The sequence below is a fragment of the Campylobacter sp. P0109 genome, assembly GCF_002138755.1.
Lineage (GTDB): Bacteria > Campylobacterota > Campylobacteria > Campylobacterales > Campylobacteraceae > Campylobacter > Campylobacter devanensis.
This window is the reverse complement of sequence record NZ_MJKK01000002.1, coordinates 146324-161576: the sequence shown is the minus strand read 5'-3', so window position 1 is coordinate 161576 and position 15253 is coordinate 146324. Positions and strand designations below refer to the sequence as shown.

The window sequence follows — 15253 nt, the reverse complement described above, 5'->3', positions numbered from 1 at the left end:
ATTTGAGTGGCTTATGAGCCACTCTTATTAAATTATGCCAAAGTAGCCTTAAGCATCCAGATTTTTTTCTCTAGACTTGCATAATTTTCTTGCGCTATAGCTACAGTTGTATTATCACCTGCGCTCTCAGCAATCTCTTCAAGTTTTTTAAACTCAGCCAATAGATAAACAAAAGCATCTTTTAAAGCTTCAATTACTTCTACTGGAGTATAGTTATCTTTGCTAACTACTGGGACTTTAGCAACTTTTAAAAGCTCATCAGTTTTTGTAATTGCTTTGCCACCTAGTTGAATAGCACGCTCAGCCATCTCATCAAAAAGCTCAGCAAGTTCATTATACTCTTTTTCAGTATATTCATGAATTGAGAAGAATTGCAAACCTTTTACATTCCAGTGATAATCATGGAAAGCTACAAACAAGCTATGTGCATCAGCTTGAAGTTGGTTAAGTTGTGTTACTACATTTTTCATTTTTTATCCTTTATATTTAAGTTGTGTAATTATACACAAAATTAACTTAAAAAAGTATAAAGCAAATAATAATTTTTATTATTTAGAATATTTTACTATTTAAGTTAAATTCAACTCTCTTTACTCTCTAATAGCTTTTTAAGTATTCTCTTACCAGCTTCTACGCCTGGCTGGTCGTAAGTATTGATACCTAGCATTAATCCAGTTGCACTAGTAAGTAGCTCGTAATAGTATATTAACCAACCACAATGCCACTCATCAAGCCTATCAATAACTAACTCATCAATACTAATCATCTCGCTAGCCAAAGCCTGCATAGTAGAATGCGCTTGAGCATTAAAAACCTCAGCTATACTTTTGCTATTTACAAAATTAGATCCATCTAAAAAATTTAATTTTAAATTTGGCACCGATATAGTGCTGTTGTGATCTTTTATAGTTATAAATGTTACTGTCTTGTCTTTTACGCCCTCCATTATAAGTTGTAAAAATGAGTGTTGATCTTTGCTGCCTACTAGACCAACAGGAGTCAAACCAACTCTTTTATACCCACGCTTTTTTCCTAAACTCTCAGCCCATAACTGTACATACCACTCATTAAAGCTTGTTAATCTATCGCTATAACTAAATAATACATTTATCTTAGCACTACTATGTGTGGCGTAGTGATAGGCCTTTTGCAATACCCCATCATCATTTCTACTTAAATATTGTTCTTTTGCACTATTAGCTCCAGCTAAAAGCTCGCTTATATCAGCTCCACACAAACCAAGTGGTACAAGCCCGATAGCTGAAAGAACGCTAAATCTGCCACCTACATTTTTTGGAATATTAAATATAATAGCACCTATCTCTTTAGCATATGATTCAAGCGGACTATCTGGATCAGTAATAAAGATAAAATTCTCATAACTTTTTATAACAAATTTTGCTAAAATATACTTATATATAGATATAGTTTCAATTGTAGTACCTGACTTACTTGAAATTATAAATAGCGTTTTGTTAGGATCGATTTTAGCACACTTTTTTTCTATGCTGTATGGATCAAGATTATCTAAAAATATAAGCTCTTTTTGTAAATTTAACATATCATATAGCGCTTTAACTCCAAGAGAGCTTCCACCTACTCCTACAAGCACTACGCTATCAAAATCGCATTTAGCTATCTCTTCTATCTTGCTAACTATATCCATTCCTAAACTAGGAAGGTGATAATACCCTATATCATCACTTTTAATCTCATCATTCATACGCCTAGCATAGCTATTGATTGTTGTGATATTTTTTGGGCTAAATTTGAGATTATTTTTTACCATATTCATGCTCATAGAAAAAATTCGTAGCTTCAACATATCCAGCTACACTTCCACAATCAAACCTTCTGCCTTTAAATTTATAAGCTAAGACCATACCATTTTTAGCCTGTTTAAGTAACGCATCGGTGATTTGCACCTCACCATTTTTACCTGGATTGGTATGTTCTATGATCTCAAATATATCTGGAGTTAAAATATATCTACCAATTATTGCTAAATTTGTTGGTGCATCTTTTGGGTCTGGCTTTTCTATCATATCATTTACCATTATTAGATCATCTTCGATAAATTTGCCATCTATGACGCCATAACTACTTATAGTTTCTTTAGGTACCTCCATTACAGCAACTATACTACAGCGATATTTCTCATAAATTTTTACCATTTGAGCTAGGACATTTTCACCATCTTCATTAACGCACAAATCATCAGCTAAAATTACACCAAATGCCTCATCTCCTACAAGACCCTTGCCACTATAAATTGCATCACCTAAACCTCTCATATGAGTTTGACGAGTAAAACTAAATGAACAATGCTCCATCAACTCTCTAATATCAGTTAATAGATACTCTTTGCTAGTTCCAGCAATTTGATGTTCTAGCTCATAGCTAATATCAAAGTAATCTTCTAGCGCTCTTTTACCACGCCCAGTAACAAAAGCCATATTATTCATACCAGCCTCTCTAGCCTCATCTACACCATAGTGGATAAGCGGTTTTGTCAAGATTGGCAACATCTCCTTTGGCAAGCTTTTTGTCGCTGGTAAAAATCTAGTCCCATATCCAGCAGCAGGAAAAAGACAAGTTTGTATCATTATAACTCCTTAATGTATAAAAATTTGCTAAATTTACCCCAAATTTACTTAAAAAGCACTTTTAAGGCAGGCTTATTGTAAATAGTTTTGGTTCATTTTGAACTGCAACTGAGCCTTTATGAGCGTTTATAATCTCTAAGCTAAGCGCAAGACCCAAACCATTACCTTTAAGCTTTGTAGTCTTAAACGGCTCAAATATTGTTCCACTAGGTAGCTGCACACCACTATCACTGATATAAAAATTATGCATACCATCTTTAAATTTATGTTCTATGCTTACTACACCGCCATCATCATCACTCTCTTCAATCGCATCAATTGCATTAAATATAAAGTTACTAAACACCAAATCAAGCAAATTTATATCACCACAAATCACCCCATCAAAACCGCTAAATTTAAACTCGATATCTTTAGTAAATGCATATTGTGCAACCGCCTCGCCACACATAATCTCTAAATCTTTTAACTTAAATTCATTTGCACTTATTTGAACACCTTTGGTAAAAAGCAATGTTGCCTTTATAATCCCCTCAACTCTATAAATAGCCTTTTTTATCTCTTCTATTAATGGTCGATTTCTATCATCTATTCGTTTTAAAAGCGTACTAGTTAATAATGAAATTGAACCTATTGGATTGCGAATTTCATGAGAAAGATGTGCTGCTACTGCACCCATTGATACTAGTCTAGCGCTTCGTTTTTCATCAGTTATATCAGTAGCTAAAATTATTTTATTTTGCATATTGTGAGTAATTTTAATAGCATAAACCCTACCATCAAATTCAACCTCTTGAGTACTTTTTTGCATATTAATACTAGGCAAGATATCCATAATTTGCTTGGCTTTATCATTACTTAGCATTACTTCGCCACTATTACTAATCGCCCATAGTGATGCACCTAAACTCTCGACAATCCCTTGGGTAAACTTTTGCAAATTTGCATAGGACTCGCCTAATACTTTATACTCTTTTTCTATTAAATATGTCTGTTCTATTAGGCTTTTTAGCCCTTCTTCTATACTTTTTATATTCTCATTCATATAAATCCTTAAAATCATCAAGTCCAAACAAAATCACTCTATTATCTCTAAGCCCTAAAAGCTCATTGCTAAAGCCAGATTTTGAAAATAACGCCATCTTATCCCAATTTATTTTAGATTTTTCACACTTTTGCATTAATAAATTTAGTATATTTTTGCAGATTTTTCGCTCCTTATATTTAGCTTCGGCCACTAGAGTAAAACCATCATAACTAGTATAGATATCAATCTCATTTTCCTTATCCCAATAGCTTGAGATTTGCTCTTTTGGAATATTTAAATTTTTTGAGAGTAGCTCAATGCTTGCTAGTTCAAACTCAAGCGAGCAGTAGTGGTCAAATTCTACTTTTATCTTATCCATTACAGACTCTTTATCACCAGCTTTTAAAAGCTCTAAATTTGGCTCAATAAATCTAAACCAAAATCTATAAAACCGCTTAGTAAAGTGAATTTTATCTTGAATTTGATATCTTCTAAGCTCTTTTTTGAGCTTTTGGTGACGATTTTTAACCGGTTTTACCTCTTTTGAGTACTCAAATTTGATAAATCCCTTAGTATTTAACTCACTAATTATAGCCAAGCTAAGCGCTCTAGGTAGATATTTACTTGCTACAAATCTCTTTCTATCACCCTTAGCAAGGCGCATTAGAAATATTTTCGCCTCATCATGATAGAAACTAAATTCGCTACAAAAACTATCAAATTTAGCCAAAATTTCGCCATCAATCGCCTCAAAAATATCATCATAACCATCTAAAATCCGGTCAAAAACAAAATAAAATTGCAGATATTTTAAGGTATCCAAATCACTCTAACCTTTTAAATTTACAAAATTATAGCAAGTTTTGGTTATAATAAAGCCCAAATTCAACACAATGGTATTAAATGAGTAGTAAAAGATTATGGATTTATATAGGTGTTTTTATGCTTTTTTGCGTCGGCGTGGCACATTTTATATTTCAAAATTATCTATATATGCGTCCATGTGTGCAGTGTATCTATATACGATATTATATGATTATAGCAGGATTTGGAGCTATTTTTATAGCGATATTTTATAAGCAAATTTTACTTTATATATTTGGGATTTTAGTTTTTAGTTATGGGGCGATTTGTGGTCTTTTAGAGAGTTTGAAACTAAATACAATCCATCAAGCAATTGCCAATGCAAATCCATTTGGAGTAAAAGGCTGTCTTGATAGGCCTATTTTTGAGCTAAAAATTGCATGGGATGAGATTATGCCATCGCTATTTAAAGCAACTGGGCAATGTGGATTAGATATGCCAATGGTGCCAACTGATATTAGGCTTGATGCCATTCAAGACTATTTTGTGAGCCTATACCAAGATGGTTGGTATCTAATCCCAAGTTTAAAACTAATAAATATGGCGCAAATTTCAATTATTATTTTTAGTGTAGCTTTGATTTTGGGCTTGATTTTATTAATATTAAGATTAAAAGGTAAAAAATGATTAAGATATTAGAGCAAATTTGGGGAGTTAAAACCCTATATGTAGATGAGAATCACATAAGTGAATTTAACAGCGATGAAGCGGCGATAATACTTTGTATAAATCCACGAAATTATGATAGATTGATTAAATTAGATAGCTTAAAATCCATCTTTGATAGAGCAAATTTAAATCTAAACGAATATAGCGTCCAATTAAGTCAAATCGGTATAATCAATGCTATAAAATCTATAAAAATAGATAATCAAAAAGTATTAAATGGATTAAATGAACTAGCCAAAAATGAGATTATAGATTTTAATGGATATAATCTTATAAGTGATTTTATAAATAATCTTGAATTAAACCCTACTATTCAAAATAGTGCTGAAACTCAGCCATTTCATAAAAATTTACATACATTAAATGAAATTCATCAAATCTTAAGCGAATTTAAACTTAGTGAAGTTAGTAAAAGATTAAGCAATGCATATGAAAGTGCTAATAACTCTAAATTTAAAATAGCAGTTACTGGAGTTATCAACGCTGGTAAAAGTAGCACTTTAAACGCTTTGATGAATAAAAAAATTCTAGGCGCATCCAATATCCCTGAAACGGCGAATTTAAGTGTCTTAACATATAGCGAAGATGAATTTGCCAAAGTCTGCTTCTGGTCGCCCGAAGAGCTAAAATCGATGGATTTAGAACCACAAGAGATACAAGACAAAATCATCCCAATAGATGAGTTAAAGTCCTACACAACAGCTTCTAATGAGATTAGCAAGATGGTTAAAGAGGTGATTTTGGGGATTAAATTAGATATTTTAAAAGATGGAATTGATATAGTTGATACCCCTGGCCTTGATGATGCGGTGGTATTGCGTGAGATTTTAACAGCTAATTATATGAGTCAAAGCGATTTTACACTTCATCTAATGAACGCTAGTCAAAGCGCAACAAAAAAAGATATGGCATTTATAGTAAATACTCTAAAAAATGGTAAAAGCGCAGGCCTAATCATCGCTCTTACGCACATTGATAAGCTTAGCCCAAATGATATAAAAGAGGTTTTAAACTACACCAAAAATAGTATAAAAACCGAGCTTAGTGAGTGTGGGTTTGATGAGAGCTTGGCTGATGAGACGAAGTTTTTTACCATTTCAGCGATTAAAAATATCGGAATAGATGAGCTAAAAAGCTATCTTTATGAGAGCTTTTTTGGCTCAAATTCCAAAAAGGCAACTCTAATTATCGATAACTACAAAAAAGAGCTTTTAAATATCGCCAATTTAATAGAAGATGATCTAAAAGCACAAAAAACAGCCCTAACTTCAGATACCTCCACAGCCAAAGAGCTTGTCAAATCACTCCAAAATGAGATAGATGAGATAAGCAGTGCCACAAATAGCATAAATAGCGAACTTGAAAATCTACTTAAAAGATTAAATTATGATAACGAAAATAGCAACGCAACGCTAAAAGCCATAAGCGCTAAAATCAAAGATAGAGTAATCAGCGATGTCAAATACGCCACAAATAAAAAAATCAAGCTAGATACCGCTAGGCTTGGGGTGATTATAGAGAGTGGTTTTAATGACTCTTTTATAGATTTTTTCAGAGATTTTAAGCAACAAATCAGCAAAGATATTGACTCTGCTAATAAAATTTTAGAGCTAAAACTTGGGGCGAAAAATGCGAATTTGAATCTGCCAGATATTAGGGGCTATATAGACCAAAATCTACCTAAAATCAACTACGAAATTTTAAATAGCGATGTAAATAAAGCTATAAAAAGTGATAAAAATATTGAGATTATAGGAGCTAATTTAACCAAAATTTTTGATGATTTTATAGTGAGTTTAAATCTACCAAACCAACTTAGCAAACTAGCTAGTGCTTGTACAAACGAGTATATAAATGGTATTAAATTTGAATTAAACGCTATGAGAGAACATCTACAAACCAAAGAAGAACAGATAAACAAACTAGCCAAATCAGCCTTTGAAAATATCAAAGACAAAGAGCAATTAATAACCGATATAGATACCAAAATATCGCAATGCCAAGAGATCAAAAATAGGATAGAGCTATGCTAAAAGAGTTTATAAAAGAGTATAAAAGAGTATATCAAATCAGCTTTGATGATGGATTTTTAGGTGAATTTGAGAGATTTTGTGCCTTTATTTGTGAGCCGAAATTTCACCCTAGTAAGGAGCTAATCGAGAGATTAAACTTCCTTAGCCTACTAAGCCACGAACCGCCGCTTGTAGCGATTGTCGGGCAGTTTAGTAGCGGGAAATCAAGCTTTTTAAACGCACTTTTAGGTGCTGATATATTACCAACTGGGGTTGTGCCAGTAACTGCTAAGCCTACATTTATCAAATACGCACCAAATTATATGCTTAAAATTCTACACAATGATGGCAGAGATGAGTATAAGAATATAGATGAGCTAAGTGCCTTTGTAGATCAACGCCACGCCCTAAAAGATGTCAAAAATCTCACAATCTACGCCCCAAATGAACTACTTAAAAAGATAAGCTTCATCGATACCCCTGGGCTAAATTCAAGAAGCGACGCCGATACCAATGAGACTAAAACGGTATTAAAAGAAGCCGTAGCTTTAATTTGGATTAGCTTAATCGATAATGCCGCTAGAAAAAGCGAGCTAGATGAGCTAACTCTCATCCCAAATGGCCTAAAACAAAACGCAATTGCCCTATTAAACCAAAAAGATAAATTAAGTAGCGATGAGATAACTAGAGTTTTAGCCCACGCCAATCTCACATATAGTAATTATTTTAGCTCTGTTGAGGCTATCTCAGCCAAACTCCAAAGAGAAAATAGCAGCGATAGCGGATTTGAAGCGGTCTTTAAATTCCTAGATAAAATAGCAAACACAAAAGAGGATTTTATCAAAGCAACTTCGCAAGAGATACTCCTCTCATCACAAAATCAAAATTTAAATTTCATCAATATCTTAGATGAAATTTCAGATATTTTCACTAAATTTCAAAACAAAACCAATCTTAAATTTAGCGAGTTAAAAGAGAGCTATAACTCTAAATTTGAGATATTTTTCGAAGCTATCAAACAAAATGCCGCCCTAATCGCAAATGAGATTAACTCCGCTTTAAAAAATCAAAAATCCGCCTATTATAAAGAAAAAACCGGCTTTTTAAATAAAAATAGCTTTGAGAAAATAGAGTATGAAAGAGTTAGTTTAGATATAGATGAAATTTTGGCTAAACTAATCTATAATGATGAGAAATTTACCAAGATATTTAATAAATTTAAGCGAGATTTAAGCGAATTTCAAAGCGAAATCCTAGCTGATTTACAAGCTATTTTTGATGAGTTAAAAGAGCTAACGCTTCGCTATAAAGCCAAATATGAAAGCCTTAGAAAATCTGACCCACTCCACTCAGATCTACTATTTGCTGATATTCGTAAATTTTCAAGTGAGGTTTATTCTCTATTTTTAAGCGATATTGAAACTCTATTTTTGGCTAAATTTTCAAATTTAGAGCTATTTTTTGAAAGGGTATTCATCAAAGTTAGTGCTAACTATCAAAACGCAATTAGATTAAGTGTAAATTTCATCGCCCAAAAATGTGAAAAAAGTAGCAAAGATTATGAGTCTGACCCACTTGCTTTTAGCCTCTATTATCCTAGACTTAGTGAGATAAATGAGAGAATCTTAAATGAGTTAAGTTACTATGAATTTGAGAGTGAATTTACTGGTAACTCCACATTTATCACCAAATTCATAAACTCACTCCAAGCCCAAACAGAGCAATTAATGGATAAAAACCAAACCTACATAAACTCATTAAAAGCCAAATATAAAGGCGATCTTGATGAGCTTAGCAGTTTTAGCTGGTCTTGATGGCAGAGTCAATCTGCCAAATCTTCAAAATCAACAAAATTATCTATAAATTCATTTGCCAAAAACTTAGCATAGATATGGCTCTCGACCATACTTTTAAACTCGCTAAATTTACTCATATCGCCATCTTTTAAAGAGCCTAAAAGAGTTAAAATCTCACTATTATCTATATGTGAATTTATAAATTTTATAGCTCCACTTCTATATGACTCGCCATTTTCTATAGCTAAAACAGCTCGTAAAATCTCGCCATTTACACTATTTGCCGCCCCAGAATACGGCACCAAAACCTTATACATATACTCTATACTATCCTTAGCGCCAAAGCAGTTTAACTCCAACCTAACGCCATTTTCATCACACCAAATTCTATATGTCTCATCGCCTACAATGTTATCAAATCTCTTGCCATCCTTGCTAGAACACTCCCAGCATCTATCAAAGCACTCATCATTCCAGCCATTTAAAGCAAAAAACCTACCATCGCACTCCACAACTGCTATTTGCGTATCTTGCCAATACATTTTAATCCTTTTATAAGCTTTTGGTAATTTTAACTAAATTTATAATTGACTTAGCTTATTATTTTAGCTACTTGATTTTACTAAGCCTTTTTTTAGTTTTCTAATTAGAAATCTTGATGGATTTAGAGCATTGATTATGCTCTTTTTAACGCAAATTTGACGCCCCAAAACCATATCTAATAGCATATTAGCCCCTAAAATTCCAGTGCTAAGCCCCCTTGATCCGTGAGCTGCTGATATCAAAATATTTGGATGGTATATCGGATTTTGGTGAGTTGATTTAGCCTTTGTCCATAAGAGCGAGCTGTAAATTCGCATATACTCACTAGCATTATGAATACCGCCAATTATAGGAAATCTATCCCCGCTATAACCTCTAAATCCAACATTTGAGCCAATTATATCTATATTTTTACCATCTATAAACTCACTTACCAAAGCCAAATTTTCTTCATCATCCATACTTCTAGGCAAGGCATACTCATCACCCCTAGCGTAACTAGCACCTATTAGCTGAATTTTATCAATCGCCTTTGTGATATATCCCCTAGCGCTAAGTGGTCTATTGAGATTTACAAACTCACTTACTAGTGTAGTCTGCCCACGAACGCTGCTAAGTTGCATATATGGATCATTAAACTCACTTATAAAAAGCTCCCTAGCCCTATTTCCATTAGCAAATATTACCACATCGGCTTTAATTGTCTTTAAATTGCTAAAATTTACTTCATAACAACTTTCTAGCTGTTTGAGCGATTTATACTCATATCCATAATAAATCTCAAGATTTTTTGCCAATGCAAGGCAGAGATTTTGAGGCTGAATTTGCATAGCTAAATCAATATTTGCTTTAGGATAAATATCATTACTGATACTAAAAAACTTGCTATCGTGATTAAATTTACTCAGCATTTTATCATTTACTAAATACTCATCACACCCACAAAAATCTACAAAATCACCACCAAATTGCCTATAAAATTGCCTAGAGAGCAAAAAACTACTCATATGCATATCACCCAAAGCTACTCCAGGTTGAGTAATAAGCGGAGCGCAAATTCCAGCTAAATTTGAACTTGCACCTTGTGCAGCTTTATCATTAGCTTCAGCTACAACAACATCAAATCCCGCCTCTTTAAATAGCGTAGCAATAGCTAATCCAGAAATTCCGGCACCAACTACTAAGATAGTTTTTGGTTTTGTAATTACTGGAGAATCAAACCAAATTTGCTTTTTTATCCTAGATTTTGGCTCTATGCAAATAGCTTGTAACATCTCTCGCTTTTTATGATAACCTTTTAGTTTACTAACATCAAATCCATTTTGACTAAGTCTATCACGAACGACTCTAGCACAACTAAAACTTCTAATAATTGTATCTTTATAAGAGTAACAAGCTAAATTTGATAAAAACTTCTCACTCCACATTTGCGGATTTTTACTTGGGGCAAAACCATCTAAATACCAAATATCAACTCTAAACTCGCACTCTTCTAAAAACTCTAAAATATCACCAAAATATAGATCAAGAATAATTGTACGATTTAGTAAATATATACGCAAAAGCGAATTTGGTATAATATGATAATTATCTAAAAACTCTTTATAAATAGCACTATCAAGCCCAAATTGCTCATAAATACTAGCTAATTCATCTTTGCTAAATGGATACTTTTCAACTGCGATATAGTGAAGGCTCTTTTTATTTAAGCTTTTAAACTTTGCAATAGTGCAAAAGAAATTCAATCCAACACCAAATCCAGCCTCAGCTACTACAATTGTACTTTTATTAACTCCATCTAAAGCACTACTATAAGCATACTCACACTCAGCCAAAGGTTCATAAGTATTAAAATATATATCATCAAATTCAGAGTTATAAAGTGCGTTATTATGGTATTTTATCATCTATTTTTAACAAAATAATCATCAATTCCATTTGCTATACCAAGGGCGATCTTATCTCTATATACCTTATTAGATAGTAGCTTATGGTCTTTATCATTGGATATATATCCAGTCTCTATTAATACAGCAGGCATCTGCGCACCTACTAAAACCCAAAATGGCGCTTCCCTTACTCCACCATCTATTACTTTAAATTTAGATTTTACCGCTCCTAATAAATTAGCTTGCACATCTATTGCAAGCTTATTTGAAGCAATAATCTTTTCACGATTTAAGAAATTTAGATAACTAATTTTAGTAAAATAATTCATCTCATCAGTATCAGCTTTATTCTCTAAATTCGCAGCTTGCATACTTCGCTCACTTCTAGTAGGGCTTAAAAAATATGTCTCTATTCCTTGCATCTCTTTGGCTTTTTTAGCATTTGGGGCAGCATTTGCATGAATTGAAATAAAAATATCAGCTTTTTTCTCATTTGCTATGCTTGTTCGATCCCTTAAATTTATAAATTTATCATTACTTCTGGTAAAATACACCCTGTATCCTCGACTTTTTAGAATTTTGCCAGTCTCTAAAGCAATGCTAAGAACGATATTTTTCTCATATAATTTATTTTTTCCAACAGCACCTGCGTCTTTGCCACCATGCCCTGCATCTAATACGATTATCCTATTTTTATTTGCACCTCTTGCTTGTGCCTTTTGTGCTGTAGCTTTACTAATATTTTGTTGTGTATCATTTTTGATACCAGACTTAGCTGAAGTTGTTTTTAGACTTTGCTTTTGTTCATTAGTCTTTGTTTTTTGAGTTGCTTGTTGGTTTGTTTTAGCGCTCTTAGTTTTAGTAGTTGTTTTTTGAGTACTATTTTTTATACTAAAAATTATATTTTCACCATCAATAGTGTAATTAATCTCTTGCTTTGTATCATTTGTAAATACAATTCTAACGCTATTTTTATCAAATTGTGCTACCCTTATTTGATCTGAAATTTGGCTTTTTTTATTCTTATATGATGTAGTCAAAACCCCATCAAAATCAAAAATTTGACGATAGCTTTTATTTGTGTTGAGCTGAGATTTTTTGATCTTTATATTACTGCTATTTTCATTTAGTCTAATAATGAATTCATCTTTAGAACTACTAGTAGATAGGATTTTATACTCTATTTTTTGAACTATCTTACTGGTTGTATTTTTAGCTAACTGAGCTGGCTCTTTAGTTTCTACTATTTTTGGCTTTAATTTGCTAAATTTTGAACTAAGTAAATCTAACTCATTAGCATAAACACTATAATCAATCCCAAGGCTCTTGCCACCACTTACTAATCTCTCAAGGCATTCTAGCTTTAATTTATCATTATTATTTAAAATAGAACTAAGATAGACACCCTTTAATTCGTGGTAAATTTGGATTCTATCTTGCTTATTTGCCTTGGCAAAATTATTATCAAAATCATCAAAAACACCACCACCAAAAGCAAAAATAGCAAGAAAAAACGGCAATAAAAGCTTAACTATTTTCCCCATAAACCAACTTTTTAATAAGCTCTTTAACGCTAATTATCTCATTTAGCCTATATCCATTAGCGCCACTGAAAAATAGCCCCGTTTCTTTATTGCCACTTACAGCATCATAGAGCCTATCAGCGATACAATACCCAACTTGCTTAGCCTCTTTGCCCCTTTGGCATGGAGCGACACAGTTACTAATACACTGAATTTTAGGCCCAGCCTTTTTATCTACTAGATCAAGCAAATTTGTCTGAATCCCACGAGCCGGATATCCAACAGGGCTTTTGATAAGTCTAATATCCTCTTTTTTAGCCGCTAGTAAGACCTCTTTAAACCCATCAGAAGCATCACACTCATGAGTTCCTATAAATCTAGTTCCCATCTGTACGCCACTTGCTCCAAGACCAATAACTTTAGCTATATCATCATGATCCCATATCCCACCAGCTGCCACCACAGGGATAGGATTTCCGCCTATATCAGCCCATTTAGATGCCTCATCTACAACAGGCTGAATCAATTTCTCAAGCTGATAGTTTGGATCCAAGCACTGCTCATATGTAAATCCCTGATGTCCGCCACTAAGTGGCCCTTCTAGCACCACAGCATCTGGTAGTCTATTATATCTATCATACCATCTTTTACAAATTATCTTTAAAGCCTTAGCCGAGCTAATGATCGGCACCAAAGCCACATCGGCAAATCCCTTAGTAAGCTCAGGTAAATTCGTAGGAAGTCCAGCACCTGAAATTATGATATTAATGCCGTGTTCGCAAGCATCTTTGACTATTCTAGCATAGTCATTACTAGCACACATTATATTAGCAGCTAGCGGTTTATCTCCACAAATTTTACGCGCATTATCGATGATAGCTTTAAATCCCTCTCTAGAGTAGAAATTCACACTATCATATGGTTTTGAGTTTAGCTCTTTAGTGATGTGGGCTCTATGCTCATAATATCCAGTACCAACAGAGCTGATAACACCTAAACCGTCATTTAAACTGACACTACCAGCTAATTTATTCCAGCTTATACCAAGCCCCATACCACCTTGGATAATAGGGTATTTGATCACATATTTTCCGATTTTTAAACTTTTTAATTCCATTATTTTACCTCTAATCTAGCATAAGCTTTTTTACCAACTTGCAATACATACTCGCCCTTAGAAAGTCTAAGCTGCTCATCGCTAATTTTGGCCTGATTTACACTAACAGCATTTGCCTTAATGTGGCGACGAGCATCTGAATTTGACCCAACTAACTTACACAAACTAAGCGCTTCAACTATCCAAATATCATCAGCATTAATCTCAAATTTAGCCATATCACTTGGCAATTCACCCTTAGCATGAACTCTATTAAACTCATCCCTAGCAGCTTGAGCTTCTTCAATGCTATTAAATCTAGCAGCCAACTCTAAAGCCAAATTCTCCTTAGCAGCCTTAGGATGTAAAGCTCCACTTTTAACATCATTTTTAAGCTTCTCAATCTCATCACCACTTAAACTACTTAATAGCTCATACCAAACCCACATAAGCTCATCACTAATACTCAAAGTTTTAGCGAAGATATCCTTAGCAGATTCAGTAACACCGATATAGTTACCAAGGCTTTTACTCATTTTATTGACACCATCAAGACCAACTAGAAGTGGCATCATTATAATTGCTTGTTCTTTACCGATATTATATGTGCGACCAAGAGTCCTACCCATCAAAAGATTAAATTTCTGATCCGTTCCACCCATCTCTATATCACACTTCATCGCCACGCTATCATAACCTTGTAAAAGCGGATACAAAAACTCACTTATAGCTATAGGAGTTTCAGCCTTATATCGCTTAGTAAAGTCATCACGCTCAAGCATTCTAGCTACATTAAATGTACTTGCAAGGGCTATTAATCCATCAGCACCAAGGCTATTTAGCCAAGTAGAATTAAACATTACTTCAGTTTTACTTTCGTCTAAAATTTTAAAAACCTGCTCTTTATAGGTTTTGGCATTTTGTGCTATAACATCATCGCTTAAAATTTTTCTAGTAACGCTTTTGCCAGTTGGATCGCCTATCTTAGCAGTGAAATCACCTATCAAAAACTGCACGATACCGCCATGATCTTGAAGTAATCTCATCTTATTTAACACCACTGTATGACCTAGATGAAGATCAGGGGCAGTCGGATCAAATCCCGCCTTGATATAGAAATTTTTACCATTTTCATAGTAATCTTTAATCAATTTTTCAATTCTCTCATAATCAATTATCTCAGCGGTTCCACGCTTGATCTCACTCATAATTTTAGCTATCATAATCT

The 15253-nt window shown here is 33.5% G+C and carries 13 protein-coding genes; 3 read left to right on the top strand and 10 right to left on the bottom strand.

Going from position 1 to position 15253, the window contains the following annotated elements; genetic code table 11:
- Positions 1-32: 32 nt before the first annotated feature.
- The 5 genes from CIGNP109_RS03435 to CIGNP109_RS03415 all read right to left on the bottom strand — a co-directional run bounded on the left by CIGNP109_RS03435 (position 33) and on the right by CIGNP109_RS03415 (position 4456).
- On the bottom strand, positions 33-470 hold the full coding sequence (locus CIGNP109_RS03435) for a Dps family protein (RefSeq protein WP_086228213.1): 438 nt from the start codon (positions 468-470) through the stop codon (positions 33-35).
- 110 nt (positions 471-580) lie between these two features.
- Entirely contained in the window at positions 581-1789 is a 1209-nt protein-coding gene (locus tag CIGNP109_RS03430) for a glucose-6-phosphate isomerase (protein WP_086228268.1), read from the bottom strand.
- Positions 1776-2606: a UTP--glucose-1-phosphate uridylyltransferase GalU gene (gene galU, locus CIGNP109_RS03425; RefSeq protein ID WP_086224731.1), complete on the bottom strand. Its 831-nt coding sequence runs from the start codon at positions 2604-2606 to the stop codon at positions 1776-1778. The genes CIGNP109_RS03430 and galU overlap by 14 nt, the downstream gene beginning before the upstream one ends.
- Positions 2607-2667: 61 nt before the next feature.
- Positions 2668-3651: a sensor histidine kinase gene (locus CIGNP109_RS03420; protein WP_086228212.1), complete on the bottom strand. Its 984-nt coding sequence runs from the start codon at positions 3649-3651 to the stop codon at positions 2668-2670.
- A complete protein-coding gene (locus CIGNP109_RS03415; protein WP_236845607.1) occupies positions 3644-4456 on the bottom strand; it encodes a DUF234 domain-containing protein in 813 nt (270 codons plus the stop codon). Before CIGNP109_RS03415 ends, CIGNP109_RS03420 begins: the two co-directional genes overlap by 8 nt.
- An 80-nt stretch (positions 4457-4536) precedes the next feature.
- On the opposite strand from CIGNP109_RS03415, the gene CIGNP109_RS03410 reads away from it, so the two are divergent.
- From CIGNP109_RS03410 to CIGNP109_RS03400, 3 genes are read left to right on the top strand one after another with little or no spacing between them, the layout of a single operon-like run.
- Positions 4537-5124: a disulfide bond formation protein B gene (locus tag CIGNP109_RS03410; RefSeq protein WP_086228211.1), complete on the top strand. Its 588-nt coding sequence runs from the start codon at positions 4537-4539 to the stop codon at positions 5122-5124.
- Positions 5121-7199: a dynamin family protein gene (locus CIGNP109_RS03405; protein WP_086228210.1), complete on the top strand. Its 2079-nt coding sequence runs from the start codon at positions 5121-5123 to the stop codon at positions 7197-7199. The genes CIGNP109_RS03410 and CIGNP109_RS03405 overlap by 4 nt, the downstream gene beginning before the upstream one ends.
- Entirely contained in the window at positions 7193-8992 is a 1800-nt protein-coding gene (locus tag CIGNP109_RS03400; protein WP_086228209.1) for a dynamin family protein, read from the top strand. The genes CIGNP109_RS03405 and CIGNP109_RS03400 overlap by 7 nt, the downstream gene beginning before the upstream one ends.
- Positions 8993-9000: 8 nt before the next feature.
- On the opposite strand, the gene CIGNP109_RS03395 is transcribed toward CIGNP109_RS03400, so the two are convergent.
- The 5 genes from CIGNP109_RS03395 to tyrS form a co-directional block, all read right to left on the bottom strand.
- On the bottom strand, positions 9001-9516 hold the full coding sequence (locus tag CIGNP109_RS03395) for a hypothetical protein (RefSeq protein ID WP_086228208.1): 516 nt from the start codon (positions 9514-9516) through the stop codon (positions 9001-9003).
- 63 nt (positions 9517-9579) lie between these two features.
- A complete protein-coding gene (gene mnmC, locus CIGNP109_RS03390; protein ID WP_086228207.1) occupies positions 9580-11424 on the bottom strand; it encodes a bifunctional tRNA (5-methylaminomethyl-2-thiouridine)(34)-methyltransferase MnmD/FAD-dependent 5-carboxymethylaminomethyl-2-thiouridine(34) oxidoreductase MnmC in 1845 nt (614 codons plus the stop codon).
- The gene (locus CIGNP109_RS03385) at positions 11421-12950 is read right to left on the bottom strand and encodes an N-acetylmuramoyl-L-alanine amidase family protein (RefSeq protein WP_086228206.1); all 1530 of its coding nucleotides are present in this window, start codon (positions 12948-12950) and stop codon (positions 11421-11423) included. Before CIGNP109_RS03385 ends, mnmC begins: the two co-directional genes overlap by 4 nt.
- Positions 12934-14046 (bottom strand): nitronate monooxygenase, encoded by a 1113-nt coding sequence (locus CIGNP109_RS03380; RefSeq protein ID WP_086228205.1) that lies wholly within the window; start codon positions 14044-14046, stop codon positions 12934-12936. Before CIGNP109_RS03380 ends, CIGNP109_RS03385 begins: the two co-directional genes overlap by 17 nt.
- The gene (gene tyrS / locus CIGNP109_RS03375; protein WP_236847549.1) at positions 14046-15251 is read right to left on the bottom strand and encodes a tyrosine--tRNA ligase; all 1206 of its coding nucleotides are present in this window, start codon (positions 15249-15251) and stop codon (positions 14046-14048) included. The genes CIGNP109_RS03380 and tyrS overlap by 1 nt, the downstream gene beginning before the upstream one ends.
- Positions 15252-15253: the final 2 nt, after the last annotated feature.

Excerpts from the sequence above, each read along its gene's own strand:
- CIGNP109_RS03385 (WP_086228206.1), bottom strand. The coding sequence starts at position 12,950 with ATGGGGAAAATAGTTAAGCTTTTATTGCCGTTTTTTCTTGCTATTTTT.
- CIGNP109_RS03420 (WP_086228212.1), bottom strand. The coding sequence starts at position 3,651 with ATGAATGAGAATATAAAAAGTATAGAAGAAGGGCTAAAAAGCCTAATA.
- galU (WP_086224731.1), bottom strand. The coding sequence starts at position 2,606 with ATGATACAAACTTGTCTTTTTCCTGCTGCTGGATATGGGACTAGATTT.
- CIGNP109_RS03395 (WP_086228208.1), bottom strand. The coding sequence starts at position 9,516 with ATGTATTGGCAAGATACGCAAATAGCAGTTGTGGAGTGCGATGGTAGG.
- CIGNP109_RS03435 (WP_086228213.1), bottom strand. The coding sequence starts at position 470 with ATGAAAAATGTAGTAACACAACTTAACCAACTTCAAGCTGATGCACAT.
- CIGNP109_RS03380 (WP_086228205.1), bottom strand. The coding sequence starts at position 14,046 with ATGGAATTAAAAAGTTTAAAAATCGGAAAATATGTGATCAAATACCCT.
- CIGNP109_RS03430 (WP_086228268.1), bottom strand. The coding sequence starts at position 1,789 with ATGGTAAAAAATAATCTCAAATTTAGCCCAAAAAATATCACAACAATC.
- mnmC (WP_086228207.1), bottom strand. The coding sequence starts at position 11,424 with ATGATAAAATACCATAATAACGCACTTTATAACTCTGAATTTGATGAT.
- CIGNP109_RS03400 (WP_086228209.1), top strand. The coding sequence starts at position 7,193 with ATGCTAAAAGAGTTTATAAAAGAGTATAAAAGAGTATATCAAATCAGC.
- CIGNP109_RS03410 (WP_086228211.1), top strand. The coding sequence starts at position 4,537 with ATGAGTAGTAAAAGATTATGGATTTATATAGGTGTTTTTATGCTTTTT.
- CIGNP109_RS03405 (WP_086228210.1), top strand. The coding sequence starts at position 5,121 with ATGATTAAGATATTAGAGCAAATTTGGGGAGTTAAAACCCTATATGTA.